Source organism: Ruegeria sp. AM5, assembly GCF_056540645.1.
The window spans coordinates 1-15,246 of sequence record NZ_JBQFXC010000012.1; the positions used below are offsets into that span (position 1 = coordinate 1).

The window sequence follows — 15,246 nt, forward strand, 5'->3', positions numbered from 1 at the left end:
CGCCCGCCAGCGCCGGAAACCATCATCCCGATGGATCACAGGCCGATGATGCACTAACAATCAAATTGGACCAGTCAGATGAGGCTGCTCAGTACGAAAGGCTGCCTCTGCGGATTTTGCTGTCATTAGACACTATCTGATTAATGTCTGCTCTCAGCCCGAAACAGAAGGCAAAAAAGCGTTCAGACAAAGTAAAGCTGACCTTCGACGACCCAGAAGCTCTCAAAACTGTCTGACGACGGACACCTAGTCGGCGTACACGAGTACGAAAATTCAATCCCGAGTAAGTGTAGTTGCGACGTAGCCTACAGATTGACCGGTAGATCATGGTCGTGCCGGCGATCTACTCGAACGCATTTTCAATTGCGAATAGTGCTATGGCTGTGTTCCCTTGGCCGGCATAGAGACGAAGCTGAATAACGGAAGAGTGGTGGTGCAGGCACAACTCATAACACTACGATCTGTCATGCTGGCGATGGCGGCCATACAGTTGGTGACGGCGGCTTCCGGTACGCTAGTGGCTCTTTATTTTGCCGAAACAGGAGCTTCACAAGCAAGCGCTGCCATCGCATCCGCTTCATACTCTCTAGGCTTCCTGCTTGGCTGCTTCTTTGCTGCCGGGCCTATCTCCAAAATCGGGTATATCCGATCCTTCTCGGCAGGGGCTGCGATATCTGCCGGGTCCGCGCTTGTGTTTTCGCTCACCGAGTTCGAGCCTGCCTTGTTCTTCGTTCGCCTTATGACCGGCGTGGCGACAGCCGGACTATTTGCGATTGGAGATTCATGGATAAATGAGGCTGCGGATAAGGCGTCACGTGGCCGATTGCTGGCAATCTATGCTGTTGTAATGGGGATCATGTCAGTCACCAGTCAAATCGTCATTGTTCTGGCACCCGACGATTTGGATAGGGCGTTTGTTCTGGTCACCTTGCTGTACTGCTTCGCAATCGTTGTGATCGCCGCAACGCGCACAACCCCGCCAGAGATCAAGTCGAGCGCAAACGTTAGAGTGTTACCCCTTTTAAAGGAGGCACCAACGGCTATGACCGGTGCATTCGCGGTAGGGTTCGTGCAAATATCGGTCCTGAGTATAGTGCCCTAGCCGAAGGTCACACTTGATCTGTTCATGTTTCGCGAGATCGACAATCAAATTCCCGGTCATGTCAAATGTTCCGACTGATTCCAGTTAACGAAACCTAACAAATGACTTTACGGGTGTCATTTTTATTGTTTAATTTCTGACGTTTACGTATTTGCGCCTCAAAATTTCAATGCAATGTCGGAAGACAATCAGCTAAGTTGCTGTAACGCCGACGGCTTTGCGCCTAGAGACGCAAATAGAGGTATCTGACGTTGAAGAAACTGGATTAGGCTTGAGCACAATAGTCGAAATAAAATGCGGCAGAGTTCCGACTATTTTCCTGCGAGAGACGCCAAATGCGTGGCAGCCATACCTGCGCCGCAAACTCCTCGCTTTGCTTAGACAAAGTAAAACCCATAAGGAATTTGCCACGCGACTCGGAACTAGCCCGTTGGTTGTGCGACGGCTCTTGGACTTGATTGGCGTCGATTATGTTCAACGCCTCTATAGGCAATATAAAAAGGGAAAAACCTGCTCAGATATTGCCAACGCAAACGGGATGAAGCCTGCAACACTGTCCAAACTCTTTAGGGAACGAGGCTTTGAGGTACAGCGTGGGGTTCGCAGACCCAAAGTGCCAAAACATAAACTGCGCCGCATCTGGACAGAGACCCAAGTAATCAACAGGGTGGCACGAAAACTCAAAATCCACTGGGAAACGGCGCTACGTCTGCTCGAGGATGAAAAGCTGATCGTGGGTTACAAAGGTCGACCGAGAAAACTCTCAAAATCATCACGGCCGCCTTAGGCTCTTCATATACGCCTCAGGGGCATACTAGCAGACCTAGAAAACTCTTGGTTCGGCCCAATGCCGACATTTGCTTCATCAAACAACGCTGCAATGCGGCTTCCGCAAAGCGGTCATTGTGGCTCGGCCGCACTCATCAGCTCACGAAGCAGCCTTTTATGCGTCACTCCCGTCATCTGGCTCACGTTGAAGCGCATAAACGAGTTCTTGGACCGGGTCGGACTGAAGACATTTCCCGGGGCAAGCACAACGCCTTGTTTGAGAGCTTCCCGTGCCAGCATGGCCGAATCCCTTCCGTCTGGCAGCTCACACCATAGGTAAAATCCGCCCTTGGGATACACGAAGGGCTTGATGTTTAGGGTGCCCAACTCCTCGATAGAACGCGCGCGGGCGCGATCCAGTTTGGCCCTCAGCGTGTCCATATGTTTGCGGTAGCTCCCATCGGTGAGGGCTGCGTGCAGCAATTCTGATACCATCGGGCTCGGCCCACCAAAGCTGATTGCGACCTGAAGGTCGGTCAGGGCGGCAATCCAGCTAGGCCTGGCAGCTATGTATCCGCATCGTAGCGACGCCGAAAGCGTCTTGGAGAAGCTGCCAATCGTAAGAACACGGTCCAGCCCATCCAACGCGGCTAGACGCGGAGACAGGTCCGGCTCGAACTCAGCAAAGATAGCGTCTTCCACGATAAGCAGATCATGGGTCTCGGCCAGAGATAACACGCGATGCGCGGTCGCTGCCGAGAGCGTAGCGCCAGTTGGATTGTGCAATGCCGAGTTGGTCAGATAGAGCCGGGGACGCTCTTTGCGTAGAACGCTTTCGAATATCGTGAGATCGGGACCATTGGGCGTGTAGGGCACACTAACAAGTGCGACCTGATGCGCACGCAAGAGGGCTTGAAAATTGAAATAGCACGGATCGTCCACCAGAACTGTATCACCCGGCTTGAGCAGCAATCTGCAGATCAAATCCAGCGCTTGTGACCCAGAATTTGTAAGCAAAACGGTGTTTGGGTCGACGTCTATATTTTGATCGCCCAACATGCGTGCCACGTGTTGGCGCAGGCCCGCATGCCCCTTTGCATTGCTGTAATCGGTCAACACATTGCTGTTGCCCCGTGCCACATTACGCATGGCCCGACGCAGTGACTCCAGAGGCATCCAGTCTGACGGCATCCACCCGCATCCGGGCTTCTCCATGCTGTCTTCTGCATCAATGGATTGCCGAGCGACCCAAAGCGGATCAATCTCTCGCTCAAGCTGTGGCCCGGTTTGCGACACGACAAAGGGCTGAACGCGGTCGGAAACAAAGAAACCAGAACCGCGTCGGGCAAAGATAACGCCCTCAGCGGCCAAGACGTCGTAGGCCTCAACTACGGTCGAGGGTGAGACGCCCAATCTACGTGCGAGCACCCGGACAGACGGCAGCTTGGTTCCTGTGCTATATGTACGAGACCGTATCCTGCGTGTGATATGGTCCATCACAAGTGTGCGACGGGTCGCTTTGGCCATGGTACAATCAATCTGTTTGGGTTCATCTATCGTTACAGTTCGAGTGAACTGTACTGTTCTGTATCTGCATTTACTACAGCGCTTCCACTACAAGATCCAAAAAGGATTGTGTGGCGATGACGTCTTCATTTTCGGGTTGGGGCAGTGGATTGATCGGTGTGCTGATCTTCAGTGGGTCCTTGCCCGCGACACGAGTGGCCATAAGTGGATTTGACCCTCTTTTTCTGACTTCGGCTCGTGCCGTGCTGGCGACAGCTCTGGCACTGTGTTTGCTGGTCTTATTCAAAGAGCTTAAACCGTCGCTGGCGGATCTGGGATCCCTCATAACAGTGGCCTTGGGCGTCGTGATCGGCTTTCCTCTGCTGACAGCCTTGGCCCTTCAGCACATCACGGCTGCGCATTCAATCGTCTTCATCGGGCTTTTGCCCTTGAGCACCGCTGCATCTGGCGCGTTGCGCGGCGGCGAACGTCCGGCCGGAATGTTCTGGATGTTTTCCGTCTTGGGGGGTGCGGCCGTCGTTGGTTTTGCCCTCACGCAATGTGCGGAAGTGTCCCTGATCGGAGACCTGTTGATGCTGGCGGCAATCCTCGCCTGTGGATTGGGCTACGCCGAAGGGGCGCTGCTCTCGCGTAGATTGGGCGGCTGGCAGGTGATTTCCTGGGCGCTTGTCTTGTCATCACCGTTCATGGCCATTCTCGCAATCTTCACATGGCCTGACACATTTGCCGATTTGAGCATGCCTGTCTGGCTCAGTTTGGGATACGTCTCCATTTTTTCGATGCTGGTTGGATTTGTGTTTTGGTATCGCGGCCTGGCTCGCGGAGGCACAGCAGGTGTTGGGCAGCTACAACTGCTTCAGCCGTTTTTTGGCTTGATCCTTGCAGCGGCCTTACTAGCGGAACCGGTCGCGCCTTCGATGATCGGGGTAACGGTTTTCGTCGTGATTTGCGTGGCCGGTGCGAAGCACTTCGCGTAACGGCCCAAAGCGGCCATTTGCGTCAGCCGCATCGAAGGTCTGGTTCGAGCCCATTCCGTTCAGTTTCACGCTGGTCCCCAATGTCTGAAATCGGAGTTCCGTGCAGGTTTTTAGGGTATCCTATGGGCGTGGTTCCAGGCCTGCTTTTGCGGCTCTGTGCCAACTGTTCGCGTAACGTTGGTAGCTCACGTCGGTCTTGTGAAAATAGGTTTCGACGTCGAAGGCCGCGCGCTCGGGGAGTGCGCCTGTCGCCAAGAGGGCGGCTCCCTGGCTCGTCCCTGTTGCGGTGACGGTCGCGTCGACCCTGCAGTTTGTCGCCGCGGCGAGCATACTGGCGAAGCCTTTGTTCCTGGCAAATGGACCTTCGACGATAATGGGGCCCTTGTGTCCGGTCAGCGACAGGCATTCCGCGGTCATCAATCCGAGGTAAAAACTCACCGCCGCCGCGCGTTCCTGGGTTCCGGGCAAAGGCTCTGACCCCATCCAGCTGTGTTTTTGCCCCTGAAACGGTCCGCTGTCCGGGACCATTGCGGGCAAGAGCATGGGGCCGTCTTTCGCGACCAGGTCAAGGAATTGCTCTGCACATTGAGTGGTTTGACCGTTCATCGCCAACTCGAACTCGCGTCCCCCCATGAAACGGGCGGAGGGTACCGGGGCACCCAGTGCGTTGACGTTAAGAAGCGTGTCACGCGAAGGTTCCAGAGTTACTTCTTCGCCGCCGATGGTCATGGCAATGACCCATGTCCCGGTCGAAACGACGGAAAACGGCCCGGTTCGGGTCAGTATATGAGGCAAAAGCGATGCGTTTGAATCGTGGATACCGCAGTACACCGGCGTGTCAAAGCGCAGGCCGGTTTGCGATGCGACCTGCGGCAACACGGGTCCGAGAACCTCCGCAGATTTGCGCGCGGGCGCCATTTTTTCAGATATACCCAACCGTTCGACCAACGAAGAATAGTGCGCCTTGGACGGTTTCCACAGATCCGTGTGACAACCAAGGGACGACACGTCGCTGGCCGGCACTCCTGTCAGGCGATGCCCCCAGTACTGCGGATAGGTAACAATGGCGGCGGTGCGTTCGCGAAGCGCGGGGTCCTGCTCAAATTGCCAATGCAACTGCGCACCCAGGTTCAGACCCATCGGCAACCTTTGCGATCCGGTTTCCTCAAAGGGCGGGCGGATGGCGTCGTACGCCGCGGCCAGATCATCAGGGCCTGTGTGCTCATAGTCGAGGATCGGGGCAGCAAGGGCGCCGTCTGGCGCGATCAGGGCACAAGACGCCCCGTGGGTCGTGATGGAAATGGCATCTACGCCGTGCGCCTTCTGAAACTGCTCCAACCCGTCCAGAAGGAAGCGCCAGATCGCCTCAACATCAAAGTGCGGATAGGGTGGAGCGACGAGAACCATGTTAGGCCGGGTCAGTACCTCCACTTCGGACATGTCAGTCGCATCGACCAGCGCAAGCTTGGCGTTGGTCTTGCCGATGTCGATGACGGCGACGTGCCGGGGGGTCATGGCATGTGGAAGACGGGCGTCAGCGGCACCGCCACGGGTTCGTTGTCGGGCTTGGTTTCCATTATGTCCGCCATATGCGCCCACCATCGCTGCATGATCTCGTTGCGGGGCAAGGCATCCATTTTGTGGTCGTCGGTGCGCCAAAGGACGCCAAAAAGAATGTTCGTTTCTTCGTCCAGATGGATCGAATAGTCAGACACGCCCGCGTCTTTCAGCAGCGTGGCAAGCTCTGGCCAAATCTCATCGTGGCGCTTTTCGTATTCATCCCTGCAGCCCGGGTTGAGCTTCATCTTGAAGGCGTATTTTTCCATGTCAGCCCCTCCACATCGTCCAGAGCCGGGGCAGCGCGATGACCGTGATCAGCAACGCCCCGATAACAATCGACATCACGATACCGGGCACGTTCAGCAAGCCAAGTCCGAAAGTCACAAGCCCCATGACAAAGGCCGCGATCACAACGCCGGGGATGGAGCCGGAGCCGCCGAGGATGTTGACCCCGCCAAGGACGACCATGGTCACGATCTCAAGCTCCCACCCGAAGGCAATGGAGGGTCGGGTCGAGCCGAGGCGGGATGTCAGGCAGACGGCGGCGACCCCGGACATCAGGCCCGTCAGCAGGAACAGGGTGAACTTCACCCGGCCCACCCGAATGCCCGAAAACAGCGCCCCCGTGGCATTGTTTCCGATGGCATAGACCGCGCGGCCGAAATTGGTCATGTGCAGGACGACCGCGTAGATCACCGCAATGATGGCGAAGAGGACGAATTCGAAGGAAATCACCCACCAGACATAGCCCTGCCCGAAAAAGGCGAAATCGGCTGGATAGCCCTTGTAGACCTGATCGCCCAACACGATGAAACTGATCCCGCGGAAAAGGCTCATCGTGCCGATGGTGACGACGATGGATGGCAAGCCAAGGCCGGTGACGAGGAAACCGTTTACCGCGCCACAGGCCAGACCGACGGCCAGACCGATGAGGACCAGCCCCTCTGTCCCGACACCCGCCTGCACGGCGGCGCCCATGGCGGTCGAAGCCAGTGCGATGATTGCGGCGACGCTGAGGTCGATTTCGCCAGAGATTATAAGCAGGGCCATGGCAAAGGCGATCATCGCCTTTTCGGTGAAGTTGAAGGTCGCGTCGGAGAGGTTCCAGGCATTCAGGAAATAGGGTGAGGCGAAACTGTTGGCGATGAAGATGCCGATTGCGACCAGCATCAGCAGGCTTTCCCAGCTTTTTAGGTTCCGCTCCAGCGGCGAGCGCAGGCGATCGGGGATCGAGCGTGCCGTCGTGGTCATGTCGCGTGCTCCGCGCGTTTTAGGATGACGCGGCCCTTCGTCCGGTTGGCCTGGGCGTTTAGAACAACCGCGATGATGATCGCACCGCCCGAGATGGCCATCTGCCAGAAGGGAGAGATGTTCACGACCGGCAGGGCATTGGCAATGATGCCGAGGAACAGCGCGCCCAGCAGCGCGCCGGGGACCGAACCGATGCCACCCATGATCGACACGCCGCCAATGACGCAGGCCGCCACGACGGTCAATTCAAACCCCCCAGCAACATCGACATAAGCAACCGCGAAGCGAGAGACCCAGAGGTAGCCGGTCAGACCGGCCAGCGCGCCAGAGATCGTGAAGGCCCAGAACTGGGTCCGGCCCACGTTGATCCCGGCATAGGTCGCCGCATGGGGGTTGCCCCCGGCAGCGTAGAAGGCGCGGCCCAGGGTGGTGCGGGTCATGACAATGGTGAAAAGGATCACCGCCGCGATGGCAAACCAGCTTAGCACCGGAAGGCCAAGAAGCTCGGTGCGCGGGAATGCCTTGAAAGTGTCGCTCATCTCGTGGCTGTTGACCCATTTGCCCTCGGTCAGAAGGAAGATGGTTCCCCGGAAGATGGTCATGGTGCCAAGCGTCACCACGATAGGCGGGATGTCCAGTTTCCACACAAGGATACCGTTGAACATTCCAAGGCACGCCCCGAACCCAGTGGCCACGGCCAGCGTTACGATAATCGGCAGACCTGGTGCCGAGATATTGATCAGGGACACGACCATGCCGGTCAGCGCGAGGTTGGCGGCGACCGAGAGGTCGATGCACTTCGTCAAGATCACGATCATCTGGCCGATAGCCAGCAGGATCAGCGGCGAGGTGTCGTTGAAGACGGTAGCCAGGTTCGACAGCGTGATGAACGCCGGGAAGCGGCTTGAGATGATGCCAAGCACCAATGCGATGGCGACCAGCAGCAAAAGTTCGCGGGAGGCGAGGATACGTTTCATTGCGCGGCTTCCCTGATCCCTGCGGCGTGGCTGACAAGCGTTTCGGGCGTGATCTGGTCGCGGGCCAGTTCCGCCACTATGCGCCCCTCGCGCATGACGATCACACGGTCCGACATGCCCACGATCTCGGGGATTTCGGAACTGACCATGATGACGGCGAGCCCTTGCGCGGCAAGCTCCGCCATGAATTCATGCACGGCGGCCTTGGACCCGATGTCGATGCCCTTGGTGGGTTCGTCCAGGATGATGACCTTGGGCTGGGTGGCGAGCCATTTGGCGATCACGACCTTCTGCTGGTTGCCGCCCGACAGGTTGCCGACATCGGTGTCCAGCGAAGCGGCGCGCAGGTCGAGACGTTCGGTATATTCCCGCGCCAGCTTGAATTCCTCGGCCAGCCTGATGAACCCCTTGCGCGAGGTGCGAGCGAGTGACGGCAGCGTCACGTTCTGAAAAATCGGCAGCGCGCTGATTGTGCCTTGCTTGCCCCGGTCCTCCGGGACATAGACGATGCCACTTGCGACCGCGTCGGCGGGCGATGCAATCGAAACCGGTGCCCCGTCGATCCTCAAGCTTCCGCCCGAGAGGCGGGTGATCCCGAAAAGGGCCTGCATGAATTCGGACCGACCTGCGCCGACCAGCCCGTAAAACCCGAGTATTTCGCCGCGCCTGAGCGTGAAACCGATATCCGCGAATTCGGTCGGGTGGTCGTACCCTGCGACTTCGAGGATATCGTGGCCGACGTTGTGGTCGCGTTCGGGGAAAATCTGGCTGACGTCGCGGCCTACCATGAGCTTGACCAGTTCCGGCTCGCTGACATCTACAATCGCCCCTTCGCCGACCATCTGGCCGTCGCGATAGACGGTGTAGAAATCGGCGATGCGGAAGATCTCGTCAAACTTGTGGCTAATGAAGAGGATCGCCTTGCCTTGCGCCTTCAGGCTTTCAACGAGTTCGTAAAGCTCTTCGATTTCTTTCTGACTGAGGGCTGCGGTCGGTTCGTCCATGATCACAACGCGCGCGTCGATGGACAGCGCCCGGGAAATGGCAACCAGGTGCTTGTTCGCGGTTCCAAGGTCCTTGAGCGTCGCGCCCGGATCAATCTTGGCCCCGATTCCATCCAGAATCTCGCGCGCACGGGTCGCCATGGCAGTTTTGTCGATCAGGCCAAATCGCCCCTTTGGCGCATGGCCGAGAAATATGTTTTCCGCCACCGTCAGTTCGTCGAAAAGGACGGTTTCCTGATGGATGGCGGTCACGCCAGCAGTTTCGGCGGATTGCGGTGTCGGGAAACTGAGAGCCTCGCCATCGATCCGGATGTCACCCTCGTCGGGTTGATAAATGCCCGTCAGAACCTTCACCACGGTAGACTTGCCAGCACCGTTTTCGCCCACCAATGCCGTGACCTTGCCCGGGTAGAGGTTTAGCGAAACATCTGAAAGGGCCCGCACGCCGGGAAATGTCTTGGTCACGCCGGACAGGCTCAGAAGCGGTGTAGGGGCGGCGGCGTTCGACACGTCTGGTCTCAATTCCAACTGCATGGACGGTGTTTCTGGATGTGGGAAGAATGGGGTGTCGGGGCGTGGGTCATCGCACACGCCCAGACACGTCGTTCAGATTAGAAGATCGACTTGAACTGTTCGATGTTCGAGCTGTCGTAGGTGAACGGATCAGCCATGGCTGCCGAGCCGGTGTCATCCAGCGTCACCGAGCCCATGCGGCCCATCGGGATTTCGGCACCGGCACCGGTTTCAGCACCGTTGGCGATTGCGTGCGCAAGCATGGTGGCCGAGTAGCCAAGGTCAATCGGGTTCCAGATTGCGAAGCTCTTGGTTGCACCGCTATCAACACAGCCTGCCATCTCGGACGGGAGGCCCAGACCGGTCACGTTGATCTCACCGATCTTGCCCGCGTCGGTCACCGCCTGGCAGGACGCCAGGATGCCAACGGTCGTTGGCGCGATGATCGCCTTCAGGTTAGGGTAGGATGCCATGAGGCCCTGTGCTTCTCGGTAGGATTTGTCGCTGAGGTCGTCGCCATAGACGGTGGCCACCAGATCTACGCCGTCATAGTTCGGAAGAACCTCTTTCGCGGCCTCGATCCAGGCGTTCTGGTTGGTTGCCGTGGCCGACGCCGACAGTATCGCGACTTCACCACCATCCGGCATGTGATCCGCGGCAAGCTTGATGATCGTATTGCCGATCAGCGGGGTCGAGGATGGGTTCAGGTGCATTTGGCGTCCGCCTTCAGCCACACCCGAGTCCCAGGAAATCACGGTGATACCGCGGTCCATCGCGCGTTTCAGCGCTGGCACAAGTGCATCGGGGTCGTTTGCCGAAATCGCGATGGCGTCGACACCCTGCGCGATCAGGGAGTTGATGACCTCGATCTGACCTTCCGCAGTGGTGTCGGTCGGGCCGGTGTAGATGATCTCGACATTGCCAAGCTCTCCGGCAGCCTCTTCAGCGCCTTCGGCGGCCGCTTCAAAGAAGCCGATCCCAAGCGCTTTTACGACCAGAGCGATGCGCATGTTGTCCTGCGCCATCGCCGTGGTGCCAAACATACCGGCAGCAAGGCTCATCCCTGCGACAAGTGATGTGAAAGTACGACGCTTCATGATAGTTCCTCCCAGAAAGTCATGTTTGGGTCTCGGGTTTCGGAGGCGGTCAAGAGGCCACCTCGTTTTCTTGACCGCTGCCCGACTGGGCAACGATCAGATTCACATCGGCAGCCTCAAGCATGGCCGCCGCCTTGTCAGGAATTCCTTCGTCGGTGATCACGGTCGTGATCCGGTCCAACTGGCAAAGCACCAGGCTGGAGCGCTGCGCGAATTTCGAACTGTCGACCAGAACGATAAGCTCATCCGCCTGTCCGATCAGTTTCTGTTCTGCCTGGATCAAAAGCGGATCGGCCTCCATCAGGCCGATGGGGCCCAGCCCCTGCGCCCCCATGAACATGCGCTTTGCATAGAAGTTGCGGGTCACGTCGTTGTCAAAGGGCGACAGGATTATGTTCTGTTCCCGGTAGATCGCGCCGCCTGACAACATGATCGTGTTCTTCGAATGCTTCAGAAGGTGCTCAGCAATCGGGAACGAATTGGTAAAGACCTGCATCCTGCGGTTGGCCAGCGGATGCACCATCTGAAAGGTCGTTGTGCCCCCGTTGATGATGATGCTGTCACCTTCGCTACACATCTCAACCGCCGCGCGCGCAATCGCCTGCTTCGCTGCGATATTCATGGTTTCGTTGACGACGAACGGACGGCCCGCCAGCCCGGCGAACTGAGGTGGCGTTATCGCCTCAGCGCCGCCTCTGACACGGCGTACCTTCTGTTTCATGTGAAGTGTTGAAATGTCGCGCCGGATGGTGGCTTCGGACACGCCGGTCAAGGTGCACAGGTCCCCAACCGTCACGACGGGGCGATCCTGCACCGCAGAAATGATGATCCTATGGCGTTCTTTTTCGTGCAAAGCCACCTCCCATTCACTCCACGCTGCGCAGATTCGCCGCAGCTGTCAATCATTTTCGATCACTTTCAATCATTCTGCATTGCAGAATGACTGATTGTGATTGTTTTTGATTGACATAACGATGCACACTACTAAGCCTAAATGCGATGGTGCAGTACCGACCGCTGCATCGTGAGGAGGGCAGAACGTTGAAATCCATCGAAAATCAGCTTCTTGAGAACCGCTGGGATGACGCTGTGGCAGGTGGTATGTCCGAATCGGAACTGCTTCTCTATCGCTCCAACACGCTGGGATCGGATAAGCGCGTCACAAACTATGGCGGTGGCAATACCTCTGCGAAGGTCATGGAAACCGACCCACTGTCCGGCAAAGAGGTCGAGGTGCTCTGGGTCAAGGGTTCCGGCGGTGACATCGGGTCCATGAAACTTGACGGCTTCTCCACGCTATACATGGACAAGCTGAACGCGCTGAAGGGGCTTTATCGCGGGGTCGAGTTTGAAGATGAAATGGTCGGCTATCTGCCCCACTGCACCTTCAAACTGAACCCGCGCGCGGCTTCAATTGACACGCCCTTGCACGCCTATGTGCCGCGCAAACATGTCGATCACGTCCACGCCGACGCGATTATTGCGATCGCAGCGTCGAAGAATTCGAAGGAGCTGACCCAGGAAATTTTCGGTGACCGGATCGGTTGGCTGCCGTGGAAACGGCCGGGGTATGAACTGGGCCTGTGGCTTGAAAAGTTCTGCCTGGAAAACCCGGATGCCGATGGCGTTGTCCTTGAAAGTCACGGATTGTTCACATGGGCTGACACGGCGAAAGACTGCTATTACTGCACCATCGACGTGATCAACGTCGCGACCAAGTGGTTGGCCGAGAAGACCGCCGATGTTCCGGCCTTTGGCGGAGCGGTCCACCAGAGCCTCGCCCGGGAAGGTAGGCGGGCCGTTGCCGCCAGGCTGATGCCCGCGATCCGTGGCTTTGTCAGTGGCAACCAGCTCATGGTCGGGCATTTCAACGACAGCGACTCGGTGCTTGAGTTCGTGAATTCTAAGGACATGGAGGCGCTGGCGGCCCTTGGTACGTCCTGCCCCGACCATTTCCTGCGCACTAAGATCCGTCCTTTGGTCGTCGGCTTCGACCCGGCCCACAACAACATCGACGCAGTGCTTGAAGGCCTGCCCGCGCAAGTCGCGGCCTATCGTGAGGACTACACGGCTTACTACAACCGTTGCAAACACGATAACTCGCCTGCGCTTAGAGACCCCAACGCGGTTGTCTACCTGATCCCCGGGGTTGGCATGATCACATTTGCCAAAGACAAGGGCACGGCCCGCATTTCCGGCGAATTCTACGTCAACGCGATCAATGTTATGCGCGGGGCAAGTGCCGTCAGCGAATACTGCGGCCTGCCAGAGCAGGAAGCTTTTGACATTGAATACTGGCTGTTGGAAGAAGCCAAGTTGCAGCGCATGCCGAAACCAAAATCGCTGGCTGGTCGCGTCGCGCTGGTCACCGGCGGCGCCGGCGGCATAGGGTCGGCAACGGCAGAACGTTATCTGTCCGAGGGCGCCTGTGTCGTGCTGGCCGACATCAATCCTGAAAGCCTCACCGCGACGGAAGGGGTCCTGACCCAGCAGTTCGGCAAGGACGTCGTTTGCACCGTCCTGATGGACGTCACGGATGAAAATGCCGTGGCCCAGGCGTTGGCTGAAACATCCGTCGAATTTGGCGGCATCGACATCCTTGTCTCGAACGCCGGGATCGCATCCTCTGCCCCGGTTGAGGAAACGTCCCTCGACCTTTGGAACAAGAACATGGACATCTTGTCCACGGGGTATTTCCTCGTCAGCCGGGAAACTTTCAAGATCATGCGGGTGCAGGACATGGGCGGATCTATCGTTTTCGTGGCTTCGAAAAACGGGCTTGCCGCCTCGCCCAATGCCTCGGCCTATTGCACGGCGAAGGCCTCGGAAATCCACTTGGCCCGTTGCCTTGCGCTTGAAGGTGCTGAGGCCGGGATCAGGGTCAACGTTGTGAACCCGGATGCGGTGTTGCGGGGTTCCAAGATCTGGGAAGGCGATTGGCTGGATCAGCGGGCTTCGACCTACGGCACGGATAAGGAGGGGCTGGAAGAGATGTACCGCAACCGATCCATGCTGAAACGCTCAGTCCTGCCGGAAGATATTGCCGAGGCCTGTTATTTCTTCGCCGCCGAGACGTCGGCCAAATCCACGGGTAACATTCTGAACGTTGATGCGGGCAACGTTCAGGCCTTCACGCGATAGGGAGACGGTCCATGAGCTATGAAAGCGCCAAAGCGCAATTCGCTGACTGGGGCGTCGACACTGATGCTGCAATCAAGGCTCTGAAGGGCATCCCGATTTCCGTTCACTGTTGGCAAGGCGATGACGTGGTGGGGTTCGAAAACCAGACCGCCACCTCGGGCGGGGGCATTCAGGCAACCGGAAACCATCCCGGCCGGGCCCGCAACCCCGACGAACTGCGGGCGGATCTTGAGTTTGCCTATGCAAATATCCCCGGGTCACATCGGTTGAATCTGCACGCGATGTACATGGACACAGACGATACCCCGGACCGTGATGAGATCGAGTATCGCCATTTCGCGCCATGGGTCGACTGGGCCAAGGGCATCGGCATCGGGCTGGATTTCAACCCGACTTTCTTTGCCCATCAAAAGGCCGATGACAACCTGACGTTGGCACACCCCGACAAGGGCATCAGGGACTTTTGGATCGAACATGGAAAACGCACGCGGGACATCGCGGCGCAGATGGGAGCCGCGCTTGGTTCACCCTGCATCAACAACATTTGGGTTCCGGATGGGTTCAAGGACCTTCCTATCGACCGTATGGCGGCAAGGGCCCGGCTTGAGGCCTCGCTCGACACCATGCTGGCCCAGGCGAAATCGGATATGCTGGATGCGGTCGAATCCAAGCTTTTCGGCATCGGGGTCGAGGCCTGCACGGTGGGCAGCCATGAGTTCTACATGGGCTATGCGATCCGCAACAAGACACTGCTGTGCCTCGACATGGGGCACTTCCACCCGACCGAGAATATCGCCGACAAACTGAGCGCCGTGGCCCTGTCTCTGGATGAGCTTTTGCTGCACGTGTCGCGCCCTATGCGTTGGGACAGCGACCATGTGATCATGCTGAACGATGACATCCTGGCGATGGCACATGAACTGGTCAGCGGCGACCTGTTGGGCAAGACCCATATCGGGCTTGATTTCTTCGACGCCACGATCAGCCGCACGGCCGCTTGGGTTATCGGCACGCGCAACATGCAAAAGGCGCTTCTGCAGGCGCTTCTGAAGCCCTGGGATCGCTTGCGAGCAGCGGAGGACGCGCTGGATTTCACAAGCCGATTTGTTGTGACAGAGGAACTGAAGGACCTACCCTACGGAGCGGTGTGGTCTGAATTTTGCGCCAGAAACGACGCGCCTATAGGTACTGAGCTGATCACTGAGCTTGACGCTTATCAGGCCACTGTAGCGGGTCGCTGAGGCACGGCCCAATTTTGTGGAAAGTCTCCGTCTGGACAATCTATGTTGGAAAGAACGCCAAGATTGCATTCGAAAGAAAGCGGTCGTC

Annotated in this window: 12 protein-coding genes; 4 read left to right on the forward strand and 8 right to left on the reverse strand. The window is 57.7% G+C overall.

The annotated features are described in order from the left end of the window. Nucleotides 1–466 precede the first annotated feature (466 nt). Complete coding sequence (locus tag ACR0AH_RS18605) at nucleotides 467–1,102, forward strand: MFS transporter (RefSeq protein WP_480593210.1); 636 nt, start codon at nucleotides 467–469, stop codon at nucleotides 1,100–1,102. 900 nt (nucleotides 1,103–2,002) lie between these two features. On the opposite strand, the gene ACR0AH_RS18610 is transcribed toward ACR0AH_RS18605, so the two are convergent. After that, nucleotides 2,003–3,397 carry an aminotransferase-like domain-containing protein gene (locus ACR0AH_RS18610; protein WP_480593212.1) on the reverse strand — a complete coding sequence of 465 codons (1,395 nt, stop codon included), beginning with the start codon at nucleotides 3,395–3,397 and terminating at the stop codon, nucleotides 2,003–2,005. Nucleotides 3,398–3,513: 116 nt separating this feature from the next. On the opposite strand from ACR0AH_RS18610, the gene ACR0AH_RS18615 reads away from it, so the two are divergent. Beyond that, nucleotides 3,514–4,374, forward strand: coding sequence for a DMT family transporter (locus ACR0AH_RS18615; protein WP_480593213.1), 861 nt, complete (start codon nucleotides 3,514–3,516; stop codon nucleotides 4,372–4,374). Nucleotides 4,375–4,494: 120 nt separating this feature from the next. Here the strand turns inward: ACR0AH_RS18615 and ACR0AH_RS18620 are convergent, their stop codons facing one another. From ACR0AH_RS18620 to ACR0AH_RS18650, 7 genes are all read right to left on the reverse strand, one after another. Continuing rightward, a complete protein-coding gene (locus ACR0AH_RS18620; RefSeq protein WP_170624476.1) occupies nucleotides 4,495–5,889 on the reverse strand; it encodes an FGGY-family carbohydrate kinase in 1,395 nt (464 codons plus the stop codon). Continuing rightward, nucleotides 5,886–6,200 carry an L-rhamnose mutarotase gene (gene rhaM, locus ACR0AH_RS18625; RefSeq protein WP_058272415.1) on the reverse strand — a complete coding sequence of 105 codons (315 nt, stop codon included), beginning with the start codon at nucleotides 6,198–6,200 and terminating at the stop codon, nucleotides 5,886–5,888. The genes ACR0AH_RS18620 and rhaM overlap by 4 nt, the downstream gene beginning before the upstream one ends. Before the next feature lies 1 nt (nucleotide 6,201). Continuing rightward, nucleotides 6,202–7,185, reverse strand: a complete 984-nt coding sequence (locus tag ACR0AH_RS18630; protein ID WP_480593215.1) for an ABC transporter permease — start codon at nucleotides 7,183–7,185, stop codon at nucleotides 6,202–6,204. After that, on the reverse strand, nucleotides 7,182–8,162 hold the full coding sequence (locus tag ACR0AH_RS18635) for an ABC transporter permease (protein ID WP_170624480.1): 981 nt from the start codon (nucleotides 8,160–8,162) through the stop codon (nucleotides 7,182–7,184). The genes ACR0AH_RS18630 and ACR0AH_RS18635 overlap by 4 nt, the downstream gene beginning before the upstream one ends. Beyond that, complete coding sequence (locus ACR0AH_RS18640) at nucleotides 8,159–9,700, reverse strand: sugar ABC transporter ATP-binding protein (protein ID WP_170624482.1); 1,542 nt, start codon at nucleotides 9,698–9,700, stop codon at nucleotides 8,159–8,161. The genes ACR0AH_RS18635 and ACR0AH_RS18640 overlap by 4 nt, the downstream gene beginning before the upstream one ends. A 77-nt stretch (nucleotides 9,701–9,777) precedes the next feature. Next, entirely contained in the window at nucleotides 9,778–10,776 is a 999-nt protein-coding gene (gene rhaS / locus ACR0AH_RS18645; protein WP_058272419.1) for a rhamnose ABC transporter substrate-binding protein, read from the reverse strand. A 49-nt stretch (nucleotides 10,777–10,825) separates the two neighbouring features. Beyond that, nucleotides 10,826–11,629 carry a DeoR/GlpR family DNA-binding transcription regulator gene (locus ACR0AH_RS18650; protein WP_170624484.1) on the reverse strand — a complete coding sequence of 268 codons (804 nt, stop codon included), beginning with the start codon at nucleotides 11,627–11,629 and terminating at the stop codon, nucleotides 10,826–10,828. 146 nt (nucleotides 11,630–11,775) lie between these two features. Between ACR0AH_RS18650 and ACR0AH_RS18655 the strand changes: the two genes are divergently transcribed. Further along, entirely contained in the window at nucleotides 11,776–13,917 is a 2,142-nt protein-coding gene (locus tag ACR0AH_RS18655) for a bifunctional rhamnulose-1-phosphate aldolase/short-chain dehydrogenase (protein ID WP_170624486.1), read from the forward strand. Between the two features lie 11 nt (nucleotides 13,918–13,928). Beyond that, entirely contained in the window at nucleotides 13,929–15,158 is a 1,230-nt protein-coding gene (locus ACR0AH_RS18660; protein WP_170624488.1) for an L-rhamnose isomerase, read from the forward strand. Nucleotides 15,159–15,246: the final 88 nt, after the last annotated feature.

Bases quoted from the DNA above. Each gene is read 5' to 3' on its own strand.
- ACR0AH_RS18605 (WP_480593210.1), top strand. From the start codon at position 467: ATGCTGGCGATGGCGGCCATACAGTTGGTGACGGCGGCTTCCGGTACG.
- ACR0AH_RS18610 (WP_480593212.1), bottom strand. From the start codon at position 3,397: ATGGCCAAAGCGACCCGTCGCACACTTGTGATGGACCATATCACACGC.
- ACR0AH_RS18615 (WP_480593213.1), top strand. From the start codon at position 3,514: ATGACGTCTTCATTTTCGGGTTGGGGCAGTGGATTGATCGGTGTGCTG.
- ACR0AH_RS18620 (WP_170624476.1), bottom strand. From the start codon at position 5,889: ATGACCCCCCGGCACGTCGCCGTCATCGACATCGGCAAGACCAACGCC.
- rhaM (WP_058272415.1), bottom strand. From the start codon at position 6,200: ATGGAAAAATACGCCTTCAAGATGAAGCTCAACCCGGGCTGCAGGGAT.
- ACR0AH_RS18630 (WP_480593215.1), bottom strand. From the start codon at position 7,185: ATGACCACGACGGCACGCTCGATCCCCGATCGCCTGCGCTCGCCGCTG.
- ACR0AH_RS18635 (WP_170624480.1), bottom strand. From the start codon at position 8,162: ATGAAACGTATCCTCGCCTCCCGCGAACTTTTGCTGCTGGTCGCCATC.
- ACR0AH_RS18640 (WP_170624482.1), bottom strand. From the start codon at position 9,700: ATGCAGTTGGAATTGAGACCAGACGTGTCGAACGCCGCCGCCCCTACA.
- rhaS (WP_058272419.1), bottom strand. From the start codon at position 10,776: ATGAAGCGTCGTACTTTCACATCACTTGTCGCAGGGATGAGCCTTGCT.
- ACR0AH_RS18655 (WP_170624486.1), top strand. From the start codon at position 11,776: ATGGTGCAGTACCGACCGCTGCATCGTGAGGAGGGCAGAACGTTGAAA.
- ACR0AH_RS18660 (WP_170624488.1), top strand. From the start codon at position 13,929: ATGAGCTATGAAAGCGCCAAAGCGCAATTCGCTGACTGGGGCGTCGAC.